Source organism: Serratia sp. AKBS12 (assembly GCF_024793895.1).
GTDB lineage: Bacteria > Pseudomonadota > Gammaproteobacteria > Enterobacterales > Enterobacteriaceae > Serratia_F.
On record NZ_JANUSB010000015.1, the window covers coordinates 413,532 to 430,217 of the forward strand.

Here is a 16,686-nt window from a genome sequence, read left to right on the forward strand (position 1 = left end):
AACATGCTTTATCCGACAGAACAACAGCTTTACGCAGCCATTGACTGGCAAGACTGCAGCGGCGATTTCGACGATATCCTGTATCACAAATCCGCCGATGGTATTGCCAAAATCACCATTAACCGCCCGCAGGTGCGCAATGCGTTCCGTCCGCAAACGGTAAAAGAAATGATCGATGCGTTGAGCAATGCGCGTTACGACGATGGCATTGGCACCATTATCCTGACCGGCGCTGGCGATCAGGCCTTCTGTTCCGGTGGCGATCAGAAAGTTCGTGGCGATTACGGCGGTTATAAAGATGCCAGCGGCGTGCATCACCTGAACGTACTGGATTTCCAACGTCAGATTCGCACCTGTCCGAAACCGGTCGTGGCGATGGTGGCTGGCTATTCGATCGGCGGTGGCCACGTGCTGCATATGATGTGCGATCTGACCATTGCAGCCGACAACGCCATCTTTGGCCAAACCGGGCCGAAGGTCGGTTCGTTCGACGGCGGCTGGGGGGCGTCTTACATGGCGCGCATCGTCGGCCAGAAGAAAGCGCGTGAAATCTGGTTCCTGTGCCGTCAATACGACGCCGCCGCCGCGTTGGAGATGGGGCTGGTCAACACCGTGGTGCCATTGGCCGATCTGGAAAAAGAGACCGTGCGCTGGTGCCGTGAAATGCTGCAAAACAGCCCAATGGCGCTGCGCTGCCTGAAGGCGGCGCTGAACGCCGACTGCGACGGCCAGGCGGGGCTGCAAGAGCTGGCCGGCAACGCTACCATGCTGTTCTACATGACCGATGAAGGCCAGGAAGGGCGCAATGCGTTTAACGAAAAGCGCCAGCCCGACTTCAGTAAATTCAAGCGTAATCCGTAATGACGGCCTCACTGCGTAACGCCGCCGTCTATCGCTACAGCCTGCCGATGGAGGCGGGCGTGGTACTGCGCCATCAGCGGTTGAAAACGCGCGACGGCTTGCTGGTGCATCTGCAACAGGGCGAACGGCACGGATGGGGCGAAATTGCGCCGCTGCCTGAATTCAGCAGCGAAACGCTGGAGCAGGCGCAGCAGGCGACGCAGGCATGGTTAACGCGCTGGCTGGCCGGGGAGCTGCCGGACGACGATGCGCTGCCGTCGGTGGCGTTTGGCATCAGTTGCGCCCTGGCTGAGCTGGAGCAACGCCTGCCGTTGGCTGCGGACTACCGCACTGCACCGCTGTGTACCGGCGATCCGGATGCGCTGTTTGCGCTACTTGATGCGCTGCCGGGCGACAAGGTCGCCAAGATCAAGGTCGGGCTGTATGAAGCGGTGCGTGATGGCATGATAGTCAATGTGCTGCTGGAAGCGTTGCCTGACCTGCGCTTGCGGCTGGACGCCAACCGCAGTTGGACGCGCGCCAAAGCCGAGGGTTTTGCCAGGTACGTTAATCCGGCGTGGCGCAACCGCATCGCCTTTCTCGAGGAACCTTGCAAAACGCCTGATGAATCACGCGCCTTCGCGCAGGAAACCGGTATCGCCATTGCCTGGGATGAAAGCGTGCGCGAGCCGGGTTTTGCGGTGCGGGCCGAGCCGGGCGTGGCGGCCATCATAATCAAACCGACGCTGACCGGCAGCCTGACGCGCTGCCGGCAATTGGTGCAGCAGGCGCAGCAGGCCGGATTGACCGCGGTGATCAGCTCCAGCATTGAGTCCAGTCTGGGACTAAGTCAATTGGCGCGCATCGCGCATTGGCTGACACCGGACACCGTGCCGGGGCTGGATACGCTGAACCTGATGCAGGCGCAGCTACTGCGTGCCTGGCCGGAAAGTGATTTGCCGCTGCTGGACGTCGATGCATTGGAGTGCCTATGGCGCCGTTGACCGACTGGCCCTGGCGTCACTGGGCTGCCCAGCGTGCGCAGGACACGGCGTTGATTGTCGGCCGGCAACGCGTCAGCTGGCAGGCGCTGCAATCGCGTATTGATGCGCTGGCAGCGGATTTTCAGTTTCAGGGGGTAACGCCCGGCTGTGGCGTGGCACTGTGTGGCAAAAACGGCTATCCGCTGTTACTGGCCTATCTGGCGTTACTGCAATGCGGTGCGCGGTTGCTGCCGTTCAATCCGATACTGCCAACGCCACTGCTGAACGCATTGTTACCGGAGCTGGACGTGCAGTTTGCCTTCAGCCCGCAAGGGCTACCGACCCTGCCGGCAGGCGTAAAGGCGCTAATGCCGCCGACTACCCGTCAACGGCTGCCGACAATCCCGTACTGGGACAGCCAGCGATTGGCGACCCTGACGCTGACGTCCGGCTCCAGCGGCATGCCCAAAGCCGCGGCGCACAGCTTTGCCGGGCATTTAGCCAGCGCCGCCGGCGTATTGCAGCTGATGGACTTTCAACCGCAGGACTGCTGGTTGCTTTCACTACCGCTGTTCCACGTTTCCGGTCAGGGCATCGTCTGGCGCTGGCTGGCGGCAGGCGCACAGTTGGCGGTGCGCAATATGCGGCCATTGAGCGAGGCGTTGGACGGATGCAGTCATGCGTCGCTGGTGCCCACGCAGCTTTGGCGCTTGCTCAGCCAGCCGCAGACCACGCATTCGCTGAAGGAAGTGCTGCTTGGCGGCGCGATGATCCCGGTGTCGCTGACCGAACAGGCCGAAGCGGCGGGCATCCGCTGCTGGTGTGGCTACGGCCTGACGGAGCTGGCGTCGACCGTGTGTGCCAAACGTGCCGATGCGCTGCCGGGCGTCGGTCTGCCGCTCGCCGGGCGCGAGATCAGGCTGGTAGAGGGTGAAGTATGGATCCGTGCGCAAAGTCTGGCATTGGGCTATTGGCGCAACGGTGCGCTGCACCCGCTGGTTGACCGGCAAGGCTGGTTCCATACGCGCGATCGCGGAGTGATGGAACAGGGCGAACTGCGTATTCTCGGTCGCTTGGACAACCTGTTCTTTTGCGGTGGCGAAGGCGTACAACCCGAAGACGTGGAGCGGATATTTGCCGAGCACCCGCAGATTTCACAGGTGTTTGTGGTGCCGGTCGACGATGCCGAATTCGGCCAGCGGCCGGTGGCGGTAGTCGAGGCGGAGGGGGAGTTGACGCTGGACGCCTTGCTGGCCTGGTCACAGGCGCGGCTGGCCAATTTCCAGCGGCCGGTAGCGTTGCTACGCTTGCCGGAAGCGTTGAAAAACGGTGGCATCAAGGTGGCTCGGCGGCAGGTACAGGAGTGGGCGGCGCAATCGGTACGGCAGTAGAGTTGCCACGAAACGCAGGGGCGTATGACGCCCCTGCCAGGATGACGCTTACTGAATGCCCAACGCCTTGGCGACGCCGGCGCCGTAAGCGGGATGAACCTTGGTGAACAGTTCTATCTGGCGGCGCTGAATCGCTTCCGGTACCTGCGACAGTTCACCGGCAATGCGGTTAAACATACGCTGGTGCTCCTCCTCCGTCAGCAGTTCGAACAGCGCACGCGGCTGGCTGTAGTAATCCTCATCTTCACGATGATTCCAGCGGTCGGCGGCGCCCTCGAGGCTTAATGGTGGTTCGCTGAAGTCCGGTTGCTCCTGGAACAGGCCGAAACTGTTGGGCTCATAGGTCGGGCCATTGCCGCTGTTGCCGTCCACGCGCATCGCGCCGTCGCGGTGGTAGTTGTGGAACGGGCATTTGGCAGCGTTCACCGGGATCTGATGATGGTTGACGCCCAGACGATAGCGGTGTGCATCGCCATAAGAGAATAAACGCCCCTGCAACATTTTGTCCGGCGAGAAACTGACGCCAGGCACCACATTGGCCGGGTTCATGGCCACCTGCTCCACTTCCGCGAAATAATTATCCGGGTTACGGTTCAGTTCGAAGTAGCCGACGTCAATCAACGGGTAGTCGGCGTGCGGCCAGACCTTGGTCAGATCGAACGGGTTATAAGGGGTTTGTGAGGCCTGATGTTCCGGCATGATCTGCACCTGCAGATTCCAGCGTGGGAAGTCGCCACGTTCGATGGCGTCGAACAGATCGCGCTGTGAGCTTTCGCGATCCTTGGCAATGATCGCTTCTGCTTCGTCATCCATCAGATTTTCAATGCCCTGCTGGCAACGGAAGTGGAATTTTACCCAGAAACGCTGGTTGTCGGCGTTGATAAAGCTGTAGGTATGGCTGCCAAAGCCGTGCATATGGCGATAGGATTTTGGAATGCCACGATCGCTGAAGTCGATAGTCAACTGGTGCAGTGATTCCGGCAGGTGCGAGAAGAAGTCCCATTTGTACACCGGATTGCGCAGGTTGGTGCGGGGATCGCGCTTGACCACGTGGTTGAGATCCGGGAACTTCAGCGGATCGCGCAGATAAAACACCGGCGTGTCGTTGCCGACCAGATCCCAGTTGCCTTCTTCGGTGTAGAATTTCATGGCAAAGCCGCGAATGTCACGTTCGGCATCCGCTGCGCCGCGTTCGCCGGCAACGGTGGAGAATCGAACAAACATATCGGTTTTTTTGCCAACGTCAGAGAACAGCTTGGCGCGTGTGTATCGGCTGATATCGTGCGTGACGGTGAAGGTGCCGTAAGCGCCAGAACCCTTGGCGTGCATGCGACGTTCCGGGATGACTTCGCGATCAAAGTGAGCCAGCTTTTCCAGGAACCAGACGTCCTGAAGCAGCATTGGTCCGCGTTTACCTGCCGTAATGACATTATTGTTATCTACTACCGGCGCGCCGGCAGCGGTGGTCAATCCTTTCTTGCTCATCATGTGCTCCTTTACGGTACTGCATTTAGATGTGACAGCTCATACTCGGGTGACTTCACGTCCACAATTCTATGACGCAGGGGAAATCACGCCCTGACCTCTGTCAAAGTCACCATTAGTTGTAACGCTATTATTTAGCCTCGGCAAATAGGTGACAGTTATCGTTGCGATAACGCCCGGAAATGGATCAATTATTTACAATTTGCTGAAAAATTTAGAGATTTTCTGACCTATTACCGAACATCTTGCGCCATCGTTCGGTTACACTCTCCAGCGCAACAAACCAGGTTAATACATCATTGATGATGAAAAAATGACGAAGAGGATACAATGAAAAAGACTTTAGTCGCGTGTGCAGCAGGTTTGCTGCTTGTGGCTGGCTCGGCCAATGCCATCAGCGTTACCGGCGAAGCAGGGGAGCACTACACCAATCTTGGCGTGGGTTTTGGCACCACCTCGGGTGGACTGGCGGTCAGCGGGAACTGGGCGCATAGTGACAAAGACGGCGATATCGCCGGGTTGGGATTAGGCTTGAACGTGCCACTCGGGCCGCTGATGGCAACGGTCGGCGGCAAGGCGTTGTACCTTGGGCCAAAGGACGGTGACGACGGTTATGCGGTCGCGGTCGGCGGTGGCTTGCAATTACCGCTGGGCAAGCAGTTCGCACTGTTTGGCGAAGGATATTATGCCCCTGATTCGCTCTCCAGCGGCGTGGAGAATTATACCGAAGCCAACGCCGGCGTGCGTTGGAACGTTTTCCGTCCATTGTCGGTGACGGCCGGTTATCGTTATATCGAGATGGCAGGGAAGGACGGCCAGCGCGATAACGTACTGGCTGACGGCCCCTACCTCGGTGCCAGCCTGGATTTCTAAGCGGTATGAATATGTGCAAGGCGCGAATTTCTTCGCGCCTTTTTTACATCGGCTTTGTCTTTAGCCGACGGCGGGTAGCATGCCGCTGGCGATGCCCAGTTGAATGGCGATGACGGTTATGCCGCAGATAAACACCAACGCCAGGGCAGGCGTTCCACCCCAGACACGATAGTGCGCCTGATGCTGGCGGCGGGTTTTCCACACCAGCAGCGACGGCAGCAGCAACGCCAATACCGACAGGGCGATGGCGGCAAACCCCAGCGCCAGCACAAAACCGCGCGGGTAAAACAGCGCGAACACCAGCGGTGGCAGGAAGGTGATCAACCCGGTCTGCAAGCGACCGCGGGCATTATCCTGGCGCTTGCACAAATCGGCCAGAAAATCGAACAGCCCAAGCGATACGCCAAGGAACGAGGTTGCCAGCGCCAGATCGGCAAACAGATGCACCGCCAGTTCGACGTGCGGCGTGGCTACCACGTCACGCACCGCCTGCAACAGGCCGTTTAAGCCTGCCTGCTGTGCCAGGATACCGACAAAGGTATCGGAACCGATGCTGCCCAGCGTCGCCAACTGCCAGAAGATATAGGCGATCAGCGGGATGGCGCTGCCGACGATAAATATCCAGCGCAGCTTGCGAATATTGCCGCCCATATAATTAACGATGCTCGGTACGCTGCCATGGAAACCAAACGAGGTGAAAATCACCGGAATGGCCGACAACGCCAGTCCCTGTTCCAACGGTAAGGTTATCAGATTGGTCTGGTGAATGTTCGGCAGCATCAGACCGAGCATGACGATGAGAAAGACGATTTTGGCGCTGAACAAAATGCGATTGAACAGATCGACCGAGTGAGTGCCAATGCACACCACGCCGCCCGCCACCACGGTGAACAGCAACACGCCGAGCGATGTCGGGACGCTGTGCGCGGTCCATTGGCTGATGCTGGCAGCCAGCAGTTCACCCGCTCCGCTGATGTAGGCAGCGGTCAGGGCATACATCAGAAACATCATGCTGAAGCTGGTCAGCCACTGTCCACCGCCGCCAAGGTAGCGCTTCGCCAGAGTACCAAGGCCAGTATCGGCCTGCTCATGCTGATAAACCTCCACCAGCAGCAAAGCGGTATAACACATCAATAACCATAGCCCGACCAGTAAAGCCAGGGTGACGCCGAAACCAACGCCGGCGGCAGCCAGTGGCATGGCCAGCATTCCGGCGCCAATGGTGGTGCCTGCCACGATAAAAACACTGCCAAGAGTGCGATTCTTCACGTTTTTCTCTACCAGCCAATGATTTTGGAAAATTATAGGTAATCAATTCAGTGTGCGGCAGGATAGTTGAACGATGATTTTGTGTCAAATGAGCGTTACGGGAGCTGTACAGTTATCGTTACGATCCTGCGGGCGGCACGCCAGCGCAAAAAAATGCGTTATGCAGTAATAAAACCGTCACCAACGGTGAAAAGTTATTTACAGGCTTCTATAGTGGAATGACCAGAAAATGTGGGAGAGATCAATGTTAAGGGTTGAGATGCTCAGCACCGGTGATGAGGTGCTGCATGGACAAATTATTGATACCAATGCTGCCTGGTTGGCAGATTATCTGTTCCAGCAAGGGCTACCGATGAGCGGGCGTGAAACGGTCGGGGATAGTCTCTCCTCCCTGATCGCAACCTTGCAGGAGCGTAGCCAGATTGCCGACGTGCTGATCGTCAATGGCGGGCTGGGGCCGACCAGTGACGATCTCAGTGCGCTGGCGGCAGCCAGGGCGGCCGGCGTTGAGCTGATTGAGCACCCGCAATGGATCGCCCGCATGGAGGCATTCTTCGCCGAGCGGGGACGCCCGATGGCCGCGTCCAACCGCAAGCAGGCGCAAATCCCGGCCAATGCCGAGATGCTGGACAACAGCGTGGGCACCGCCTGCGGTTTTGCTCTGCAACTGAATAAATGCTGGATGTTCTTCACTCCCGGCGTGCCATCGGAATTCAAGGTGATGGTTGAACAGCAGATTTTACCGCGACTACAGCAACGATTTCGCTTACCGGAACCGCCACTGTGTCTGCGTTTGACCACTTTTGGCACCTCTGAAAGCGACCTGGCTGCCGAACTGGACGGTATGCCGCTGCCGCCGGAGGTGGTGCTGGGCTATCGCTCGTCCAGCCCGATAATCGAGCTCAAGCTGACGGGACCGGTTGCGCAGCGTACGGCGATGGAGAGCGCCTGGCAGCGCGTGCGTCAGGTGGCAGGGGATAACATTATCTTTGAAGGCACCGTTGGCCTGCCGGCGTTGCTCGCCGAGCAGTTGCACCAACGGGGATTGAAACTGGCATTAAGCGAGCAGTTCAGCGCCGGGTTGATCAATTTGCAGTTACAGAGTGCAGGCGCCCCGCTGGCAGGCGGTGAACTGCTGCCGGATTACTGTAGCGAAACCCTGGAGCTGCTATTGGCACGCGCGCAGTCGTTGGCGCAGCTGACCGGCGCTTCATTGGCGCTGGCGGTGAGCGCCATGCAGGGCGAACAGGTCAGCATCGCACTGTATACGCCACAGGGCCGTTTTGGCCAAACCGTGCGTTATCGCGCGTCGCGCCACGGCTTGCGTTTGCGCCAGGAGTCGGTAGCGATGCTGGCGCTGGACATGCTGCGTCGCTGGCTGGCCGGTGGGCAAGTCTGCGGTAAAAACGGCTGGTTGGAGATTGTGGAAACCATCGAATAGGCAATTGTTGGTGTTAATGATATATCCCTTAGTAATCATAATACGATAGGGATGTTCGTTGCCGGCAATGCCGTTATTCTGCTTGCGGGTGCTTGAGACTGTTCGTCTTGGGCATGATGTGACAAGGCGGATAGATGAAAGCCCCAGGCTGACCTTCAATCAGAATGGGCCGCACATACCGCCGAGACAGCGGTATGGTTGCCCCTTCACACCAAGGAGGCAGGCATGTATAAAAACATGCGCCATACCCGTTAGCTCTTGGATATATTATGGTTTTTATATTTGTATAGATGATCAAAGATCGTTTTTGCGGGTTGGAAATCTAGCAGAAAGGGATCGTTGTCCTAATGACGTTACCCGGTATGTGAAGTGGTAAGTCATAGGGCGGGGTAACAACCCCGTCGTTTGGTTTCCAGGCGCGGTTTCAGGCTGCCAACCGATTAGATTTCCAGTTCGATATCTGCCAGCGGCATACAGCAGCAGGGCAGGATTTCGCCGTCGTTGATAAACGCCAGCGGCTGTTGCTGGTACGCCACTTCCCCCTTGACCAGCTTCAGTCGGCAGGCACCGCAATAGCCGGAACGGCATTGGTATTCAACCTGCACATCGTGCAGTTCCAGCACGTCGAGCAGGCAGCGTTCACTGTTCGGGCAGGCCAGCTGCGTACCGGAAGTACGCAGCGTCACGGTTGGCGTCGCCATCTTACAGCTCGAAATCGCTCAGGTCGTCGGCGTTGATTTCAGAATCAATCTGGCCGACCAGGTAAGAACTGACTTCCACTTCCTGCGGCGCCACCTGAACGTTGTCGGACACCAGCCAGGCGTTGATCCACGGGATCGGGTTGGAGCGGGTTTTAAACGGCGCGCCCAGTCCCACCGCCTGCATGCGGATATTGGTGATGTACTCGACGTACTGGCACAGGATGTCTTTGTTCAGGCCGATCATCGAACCGCCGCTGAACAGGTATTCCGCCCACTCTTTTTCCTGCTGGGCTGCCAGAACGAACAGATCGTAGCACTGCTGCTGGCATTCAACGGCGATTTCCGCCATTTCGGGATCGTCGGCACCGGAGCGCATCAGGTTCAACATATGTTGCGTGCCGGTCAGGTGCAGCGCTTCGTCACGGGCGATAAGCTTGATGATTTTGGCATTGCCTTCCATCAGCTCGCGCTCGGCGAACGCAAACGAACAGGCGAAGCTGACGTAAAAGCGAATGGCTTCCAGCGCGTTAACGCTCATCAGACACAGATAAAGCTGCTTTTTCAGCGCGCGCAGGCTGACGGTCACGCTCTGGCCGTTCACCTGGTGAGTGCCTTCTCCCAGCAGATGATAATAGCTGGTCATTTCGATCAGATCGTCGTAGTAGCCGGAGATGTCTTTCGCGCGCTTTTTGATCTCTTCGTTGGTGACGATATCGTCAAACACCAGCGCCGGATCGTTGACGATGTTGCGGATAATGTGGGTGTAGGAGCGTGAATGAATGGTTTCGGAGAACGACCAGGTTTCAATCCAGGTTTCCAGCTCGGGGATCGAGATCAGCGGCAGCAACGCGACGTTCGGGCTACGGCCCTGAATCGAGTCCAGCAGCGTTTGGTACTTCAGGTTGCTGATGAAAATGTGTTTCTCGTGTTCCGGCAGCGCCTGATAGTCAATGCGATCGCGGGAAACGTCCACCTCTTCCGGACGCCAGAAGAAGGACAGCTGCTTTTCGATCAGCTTTTCAAAAATTTCATGTTTCTGCTGATCGAAACGCGCCACGTTGACGGACTGGCCGAAGAACATCGGCTCGAGCAGCTGATCGTTTTTATTCTGAGAGAAAGTGGTGTAAGCCATAAGCCGGAATCCTTTGAAACCACACAGAGACAGGCCGGATTGCTCCGGCCCCTACGTGGAAAACAGTGTAGGGGCCGAACATTCGGCCCTTAGCGTTGAAACTTAAATTTTGCAGGCGCCGCTTTCGCAGTCGTCGTCACCGCCTTTGGCCGGCAGCATGTCTTCCTGCACGTCTTCCGCACCGTCACGGGTGTTTTGGTAATACAGGGTTTTCACACCAAACTTGTAGGTGGTCAGCAGGTCTTTCAACAGCTGCTTCATTGGCACCTTGCCGCCCGCAAAACGGGTTGGATCGTAGTTGGTGTTGGCAGAAATCGACTGGTCGATAAACTTCTGCATCAGGCCGACCAACTGCAGGTAACCGTCGTTGCTCGGCATTTCCCACAGCAGTTCGTAGGCGTCCTTCAGGCGTTCGTATTCCGGCACTACCTGGCGCAGAATGCCGTCTTTCGACGCCTTGATGCTGATGTGACCGCGTGGCGGTTCAATGCCGTTGGTGGCGTTGGAAATCTGCGAAGAGGTTTCCGACGGCATCAGCGCCGACAGGGTAGAGTTGCGCAGGCCGGTTTCCTGAATTTCCTTACGCAGCGTTTCCCAATCGTAGTGCAGCGGCTCCTGGCAGATACCGTCCAGATCTTTCTTGTAGGTATCGATCGGCAGGATGCCCTGGGCATAGGTGGTTTCGTTGAACCACGGGCAGGCGCCCTGTTCCTGTGCCAGACGATTGGAGGCCTTCAGCAGGTAGTACTGAATCGCTTCAAAGGTCTTGTGCGTCAGGTTGTTGGCGCTGCCGTCGGAATAACGCACGCCGTTCTTCGCCAGATAATAGGCGAAGTTGATCACACCGATACCCAGCGTACGGCGGCCCATCGCACCGCGGTAAGCGGCCTTGATCGGATAGTCCTGGTAGTCGAGCAGGGCATCAAGCGCACGCACCGCCAGGGTCGCCAGTTCTTCCAGGTCGTCCAGGCTGTCGATGGCACCCAGATTGAAGGCGGACAGCGTACAGAGCGCGATTTCGCCGTTTTCGTCGTTCACGTCGTCCAATGGCTTGGTCGGCAGGGCGATTTCCAGGCACAGGTTGGACTGACGTACCGGCGCGATCTGCGGGTCGAACGGGCTGTGGGTGTTGCAATGGTCAACGTTCTGAATGTAGATACGGCCGGTAGAGGCGCGTTCCTGCATCATCAACGAGAACAGTTCAACCGCTTTGACTCGCTTCTGGCGGATGCTGCTGTCTTGTTCGTACTGGGTGTACAGACGTTCGAACTCGTCCTGATCGGCAAAGAACGCGTCGTACAGACCGGGCACGTCAGACGGGCTGAACAGCGTAATGTCGCCGCCCTTGATCAGGCGCTGATACATCAGACGGTTCAACTGCACGCCGTAATCCATATGACGGACGCGGTTGCCTTCGACGCCGCGGTTGTTCTTCAGCACCAGCAGACTTTCCACTTCCAGATGCCACATTGGGTAGAACAGTGTGGCAGCGCCGCCGCGAACGCCGCCCTGTGAACAGGACTTCACCGCAGTCTGGAAGTGTTTGTAGAACGGGATACAGCCGGTGTGGAAAGCTTCGCCGCCACGGATCGGGCTGCCCAGCGCACGGATGCGGCCGGCGTTGATGCCGATGCCTGCTCGTTGGGAAACGTATTTCACAATCGCACTGGAGGTGGCGTTGATCGAGTCCAGGCTGTCGCCACATTCGATCAGTACGCAGGAGCTGAACTGGCGGGTTGGGGTACGCACACCGGACATGATCGGCGTAGGCAGCGAAATCTTGAAGGTGGAAATCGCGTCGTAGAACCGCTTGACGTAGTCCAGACGGGTTTCACGCGGGTAGTTGGAGAACAGGCAAGCCGCCACCAGAATGTACAGGAACTGTGCGCTCTCATAGATCTCGCCGCTGACGCGGTTTTGCACCAGATACTTCCCTTCAAGCTGCTTGACGGCCGCGTAGGAGAAGTTCATGTCACGCCAGTGATCGATAAAGGAGTCCATCTGCTCGAACTCTTCAGTGCTGTAGTCTTCCAGCAGATGCTTATCGTATTTGCCCATTTCGACCATACGCACCACGTGAGCGTGCAGCTTCGGCGGCTCAAATTGACCGTAGGCTTTTTTGCGCAGGTGGAAGATCGCCAGGCGCGCGGCCAGATACTGGTAATCGGGCGCATCGCGCGAGATCAGATCGGCAGCGGCTTTGATAATGGTTTCATGAATATCGGCAGTCTTGATACCGTCATAAAACTGGATGTGAGAACGCAACTCTACTTGAGATACCGAGACGTTGTTTAACCCTTCCGCAGCCCAGTCGATGACTCGGTGGATTTTGTCGAGGTTGATGCGCTCTTTGCGGCCATCGCGTTTAGTTACAAGCAGACTTTGGTTCATGTGCTGTTTTACCTGTCCGTATAGTGTTCCCAGCCAAAAGTGTAGTAGCTCTGCTCAGTATGTAAACACTATATATAGGGGGTGTATGTCGGTGAGGTAACAAGATAGTGAGAACGAGCCCTCTTTGCAAGTGAACAAAACGGCTCGATTTTGTGGATAACTTGGGGGTGAATTGTGGCTGTTGGTTCGCAATGCGCGTCGCGTCTGGCCCCGCAGGCTTGTCAATAACCGGGATAAGATTTTCCGCTCGATTGTAAAAACATGATCGATTGCCGATTTCTTAAACGTTAGAAAAAAACGGCATATTGATCTGATTTAATATTCTTAAAAACCCTTTACGGGCCATTTTTGAACCGAACGTGGAAAAATTAGGCATTTTTGCTGACGGCGGCGTCGCGAGACATGACTCAACGCCAGCGCTGGCGCCGCCTTTAGTGCATCAACCTTCGTGCTGTGTATGAACCATATAGTTCACATCTACGTTGCGACCCAGCTTAAAACGATCGGTAATCGGGTTGTAATGCAGGCCGATCATGTGTTTCTCACGCAGAGGGGTGCCATCTACCCAACTTATCAATTCTGACGGTTTGATAAACTTGTTACGATCGTGAGTACCCTGCGGAACCATTTTCAATACATATTCGGCGCCAATCACCGCCATCAGCCAGGCTTTGGTATTGCGGTTGATGGTGGAAAAGAACACGTGGCCACCCGGTTTGACCAGATGCGCGCAGGCCCGTACCACCGACGCCGGATCCGGCACGTGTTCAAGCATTTCCATGCAGGTAACGACGTCGTATTGCTGTGGATGGGCATGGGCGTGACTTTCTACCGTTTCTTGAACATAGGTCACATCAATGCCGCTTTCCAGCGCATGCAGTCGAGCCACCTGCAAGGGTTCCGCGCCCATATCCAGTCCGGTGACCCGGGCGCCTTCGCGCGCCATGCTTTCCGCCAGAATGCCGCCGCCGCAGCCGACGTCGAGCACCTGTTTGTCAAAGATGCCGCCGGCGCGTTGCATGATGTAGTTCAGGCGTAGCGGGTTGATGCGGTGCAGCGGTTTGAACTCGCCTTCCAGATCCCACCAGCGCGAGGCGACGGCCTCGAATTTGGCGATTTCCTGATGGTCTACGTTTTGTGCGCGGCTGGATGATTCTGCATTCATGGGCGTGTTGGACTCCTGGTTCTCTTTGCGGCGGATTATACATGTTCCCGCGCGGCGCTGTCGCAACCGATGCGTTTTTAGCGCACGGTTATGCACAAATTCCAGCAAACAGCGCCGGTTATTTTTCCGAAAAGCCTGCTTTGTGATATAGTTTTACACCTTTGGCACTATGCCAGGGCAGATGAATCATTCAGTATGAGGGATAGCAGCTCCATGAGCGACCTTGCCAGAGAAATCACACCGGTAAACATCGAAGACGAATTGAAAAGTTCGTATCTGGATTACGCGATGTCCGTCATTGTCGGACGTGCGCTGCCAGATGTTCGTGATGGGCTGAAGCCGGTGCACCGCCGCGTTCTGTACGCGATGAATGTACTGGGTAACGACTGGAACAAACCCTATAAAAAATCCGCCCGTGTCGTCGGGGACGTGATCGGTAAATACCACCCACACGGGGACAGTGCGGTTTACGACACCATCGTGCGTCTGGCTCAACCGTTCTCGCTGCGCTACATGCTGGTGGACGGTCAGGGTAACTTCGGTTCCGTCGATGGCGACTCCGCCGCGGCAATGCGTTATACCGAAGTGCGCATGTCTAAAATTGCTCACGAACTGCTGGCGGATCTGGAAAAGGAAACCGTCGACTTCGTGCCTAACTACGACGGTACCGAACAGATCCCGGCAGTAATGCCAACCAAGATCCCCAACCTGCTGGTTAACGGCTCATCGGGGATTGCCGTCGGTATGGCCACCAACATTCCGCCGCACAACCTGTCAGAGGTTATCAGCGGCTGCCTGGCCTATATTGATGATGAAAACATCAGCATCGAAGGGCTGATGGAACACATTCCGGGGCCGGACTTCCCGACCGCCGCCATCATCAATGGCCGTCGCGGTATTGAAGAAGCCTACCGTACCGGCCGCGGCAAGGTGTATATCCGCGCCCGCGCCGAAGTCGAAGTCGACGCCAAAACCGGCCGCGAAACCATCATCGTTCACGAAATTCCCTATCAGGTGAACAAGGCGCGTCTGATCGAAAAGATCGCCGAGCTGGTGAAGGAAAAACGCGTTGAAGGCATCAGCGCGCTGCGTGACGAGTCCGATAAAGACGGCATGCGCATCGTGGTTGAAGTGAAGCGCGACGCCGTGGGCGAAGTGGTGCTCAATAATCTGTATTCGCTGACCCAGTTGCAGGTTACCTTCGGCATCAACATGGTGGCGCTGCATCAGGGCCAGCCAAAGTTGCTGAACCTGAAAGACATTTTGCAAGCCTTTGTGCGCCACCGCCGCGAAGTGGTGACCCGTCGTACCATCTTTGAACTGCGTAAAGCCCGCGATCGCGCCCATATTTTGGAAGCGCTGGCGATTGCATTGGCCAACATCGATCCGATCATCGAGCTGATTCGCCGTGCGCCGACCCCGGCAGAAGCCAAGGTTGCGCTGGTGGCGCAGCCGTGGGAACTGGGCAACGTCGGTGCGATGCTGGAACGTGCCGGCGACGACGCTGCGCGCCCGGAATGGCTGGAGCCGGAGTTCGGCATCCGCGACGGTAAATACTACCTGACCGAACAGCAGGCACAGGCGATCCTCGATCTCCGCTTGCAGAAGCTGACCGGTCTGGAGCATGAAAAGTTACTGGACGAATATAAAGAGCTGCTGAACTTTATTGCCGAGCTGATCTTTATTCTGCAAAGCCCGGATCGTCTGATGGAAGTGATCCGCGAAGAGCTGGAAGCGGTGCGCGATCAGTTTGGCGACCAACGCCGTACCGAGATCACCGCCAACTCTTCCGACATCAACATCGAAGACCTGATCAATCAGGAAGACGTGGTAGTGACTTTGTCGCATCAGGGCTACGTCAAGTATCAGCCATTGAGCGATTACGAAGCACAACGTCGTGGCGGCAAGGGCAAGTCGGCTGCGCGCATCAAAGAAGAAGACTTTATCGATCGCCTGCTGGTGGCCAACACTCACGATACCATTCTGTGCTTCTCCAGCCGTGGCCGTCTGTACTGGATGAAGGTCTATCAGCTGCCTGAAGCCAGCCGCGGTGCGCGCGGGCGTCCAATCGTCAATCTGTTGCCGTTGGAAGCCGACGAGCGCATCACCGCCATTCTGCCGGTACGCGAGTATGAGGAAGGGCGTCACGTGTTTATGGCGACCGCCAGCGGCACGGTGAAGAAAACCGCACTGACCGAGTTCAGCCGTCCGCGCAGCGCCGGCATTATCGCCGTCAACCTTAACGAGGGTGATGAGCTGATCGGTGTCGACCTGACCGACGGTAGTAACGAAGTGATGCTGTTCTCTGCCAACGGTAAAGTGGTGCGCTTCCCTGAATCGCAGGTACGTTCGATGGGCCGTACCGCTACCGGCGTGCGCGGCATCAACCTGGGTGAAGGCGACAGCGTTATCTCGTTGATCGTGCCACGCGGCGAAGGCGACATTCTCACCGTCACGCAAAACGGTTACGGTAAACGTACCGCAGTGACCGAATACCCAACCAAATCGCGTGCGACCCAAGGGGTAATCTCCATCAAGGTCAGCGAGCGCAACGGTCAGGTAGTTGGTGCGGTGCAGGTAGAAACTACCGACCAGATCATGATGATCACCGATGCCGGTACGCTGGTGCGTACCCGGGTATCGGAAGTCAGCGTGGTTGGCCGTAATACTCAGGGTGTCACCCTGATCCGCACTGCCGAAGATGAAAACGTCGTTGGTTTGCAGCGCGTAGCGGAGCCGGTTGAAGACGAAGAGCTGGACAGTATCGAACCGGGTGAAGCGATCGACGACGGCACGCCGTTGGACGACAGCGACGACGGTGACGTTGTTGACGATGCGGATAATGAAAACGCGTAACCGCGTATTCTGATGCGCGCCGGCCTTTGAGTCAGGCGCGCCATGCATGAGTAAAGGGCTTGGCAGCGATGCTAGGCCCTTTTTCAGCATTCCGGGTGGGCGCTGGCGGCCCAGGTTGCATGGCGTGACGCGGTTGGAGTCCCAAGCCAGCGGGTCCGT

General features: G+C 57.1%; 12 protein-coding genes. 6 read left to right on the forward strand and 6 right to left on the reverse strand.

What is annotated here, in order from left to right; translation table 11 throughout:
• Positions 1–3: 3 nt before the first annotated feature.
• The 3 genes from menB to menE are packed head-to-tail and all read left to right on the forward strand — an operon-like array spanning position 4 to position 3,214.
• Positions 4–861 carry a 1,4-dihydroxy-2-naphthoyl-CoA synthase gene (gene menB, locus NYE85_RS11815; RefSeq protein WP_259004947.1) on the forward strand — a complete coding sequence of 286 codons (858 nt, stop codon included), beginning with the start codon at positions 4–6 and terminating at the stop codon, positions 859–861.
• A gap of 11 nt (positions 862–872) precedes the next feature.
• Positions 873–1,844, forward strand: coding sequence for an o-succinylbenzoate synthase (menC, locus tag NYE85_RS11820; RefSeq protein ID WP_259006310.1), 972 nt, complete (start codon positions 873–875; stop codon positions 1,842–1,844).
• Complete coding sequence (menE, locus tag NYE85_RS11825; protein ID WP_259004948.1) at positions 1,832–3,214, forward strand: o-succinylbenzoate--CoA ligase; 1,383 nt, start codon at positions 1,832–1,834, stop codon at positions 3,212–3,214. The genes menC and menE overlap by 13 nt, the downstream gene beginning before the upstream one ends.
• Positions 3,215–3,262: 48 nt before the next feature.
• Here menE and katA read toward each other — a convergent pair whose 3' ends face one another.
• A complete protein-coding gene (katA, locus tag NYE85_RS11830; RefSeq protein WP_309600865.1) occupies positions 3,263–4,702 on the reverse strand; it encodes a catalase KatA in 1,440 nt (479 codons plus the stop codon).
• A gap of 327 nt (positions 4,703–5,029) precedes the next feature.
• Here katA and NYE85_RS11835 point away from each other — a divergent pair, with 327 nt between their 5' ends.
• Positions 5,030–5,572, forward strand: a complete 543-nt coding sequence (locus NYE85_RS11835) for a YfaZ family protein (protein WP_259004950.1) — start codon at positions 5,030–5,032, stop codon at positions 5,570–5,572.
• 60 nt (positions 5,573–5,632) lie between these two features.
• Here the strand turns inward: NYE85_RS11835 and tyrP are convergent, their stop codons facing one another.
• Complete coding sequence (gene tyrP / locus NYE85_RS11840) at positions 5,633–6,841, reverse strand: tyrosine transporter TyrP (protein ID WP_405050665.1); 1,209 nt, start codon at positions 6,839–6,841, stop codon at positions 5,633–5,635.
• A gap of 244 nt (positions 6,842–7,085) precedes the next feature.
• Between tyrP and NYE85_RS11845 the strand changes: the two genes are divergently transcribed.
• Positions 7,086–8,282 carry a nicotinamide mononucleotide deamidase-related protein YfaY gene (locus tag NYE85_RS11845; protein WP_259004953.1) on the forward strand — a complete coding sequence of 399 codons (1,197 nt, stop codon included), beginning with the start codon at positions 7,086–7,088 and terminating at the stop codon, positions 8,280–8,282.
• A 440-nt stretch (positions 8,283–8,722) separates the two neighbouring features.
• Here the strand turns inward: NYE85_RS11845 and yfaE are convergent, their stop codons facing one another.
• The 4 genes from yfaE to ubiG form a co-directional block, all read right to left on the reverse strand.
• A complete protein-coding gene (gene yfaE / locus NYE85_RS11850; RefSeq protein ID WP_259004954.1) occupies positions 8,723–8,983 on the reverse strand; it encodes a class I ribonucleotide reductase maintenance protein YfaE in 261 nt (86 codons plus the stop codon).
• Between the two features lies 1 nt (position 8,984).
• A complete protein-coding gene (gene nrdB / locus NYE85_RS11855; RefSeq protein ID WP_259004955.1) occupies positions 8,985–10,115 on the reverse strand; it encodes a class Ia ribonucleoside-diphosphate reductase subunit beta in 1,131 nt (376 codons plus the stop codon).
• A gap of 102 nt (positions 10,116–10,217) precedes the next feature.
• Positions 10,218–12,506, reverse strand: a complete 2,289-nt coding sequence (nrdA, locus tag NYE85_RS11860) for a class 1a ribonucleoside-diphosphate reductase subunit alpha (RefSeq protein WP_259004957.1) — start codon at positions 12,504–12,506, stop codon at positions 10,218–10,220.
• A 439-nt stretch (positions 12,507–12,945) separates the two neighbouring features.
• Complete coding sequence (gene ubiG, locus NYE85_RS11865; RefSeq protein WP_259004959.1) at positions 12,946–13,671, reverse strand: bifunctional 2-polyprenyl-6-hydroxyphenol methylase/3-demethylubiquinol 3-O-methyltransferase UbiG; 726 nt, start codon at positions 13,669–13,671, stop codon at positions 12,946–12,948.
• 213 nt (positions 13,672–13,884) lie between these two features.
• Here ubiG and gyrA point away from each other — a divergent pair, with 213 nt between their 5' ends.
• Complete coding sequence (gyrA, locus tag NYE85_RS11870) at positions 13,885–16,527, forward strand: DNA topoisomerase (ATP-hydrolyzing) subunit A (RefSeq protein WP_259004961.1); 2,643 nt, start codon at positions 13,885–13,887, stop codon at positions 16,525–16,527.
• Positions 16,528–16,686 lie beyond the last annotated feature (159 nt).

Excerpts from the sequence above, each read along its gene's own strand:
- menB (WP_259004947.1), top strand. The coding sequence starts at position 4 with ATGCTTTATCCGACAGAACAACAGCTTTACGCAGCCATTGACTGGCAA.
- nrdA (WP_259004957.1), bottom strand. The coding sequence starts at position 12,506 with ATGAACCAAAGTCTGCTTGTAACTAAACGCGATGGCCGCAAAGAGCGC.
- ubiG (WP_259004959.1), bottom strand. The coding sequence starts at position 13,671 with ATGAATGCAGAATCATCCAGCCGCGCACAAAACGTAGACCATCAGGAA.
- yfaE (WP_259004954.1), bottom strand. The coding sequence starts at position 8,983 with ATGGCGACGCCAACCGTGACGCTGCGTACTTCCGGTACGCAGCTGGCC.
- menE (WP_259004948.1), top strand. The coding sequence starts at position 1,832 with ATGGCGCCGTTGACCGACTGGCCCTGGCGTCACTGGGCTGCCCAGCGT.
- nrdB (WP_259004955.1), bottom strand. The coding sequence starts at position 10,115 with ATGGCTTACACCACTTTCTCTCAGAATAAAAACGATCAGCTGCTCGAG.
- NYE85_RS11835 (WP_259004950.1), top strand. The coding sequence starts at position 5,030 with ATGAAAAAGACTTTAGTCGCGTGTGCAGCAGGTTTGCTGCTTGTGGCT.
- NYE85_RS11845 (WP_259004953.1), top strand. The coding sequence starts at position 7,086 with ATGTTAAGGGTTGAGATGCTCAGCACCGGTGATGAGGTGCTGCATGGA.
- gyrA (WP_259004961.1), top strand. The coding sequence starts at position 13,885 with ATGAGCGACCTTGCCAGAGAAATCACACCGGTAAACATCGAAGACGAA.
- katA (WP_309600865.1), bottom strand. The coding sequence starts at position 4,702 with ATGATGAGCAAGAAAGGATTGACCACCGCTGCCGGCGCGCCGGTAGTA.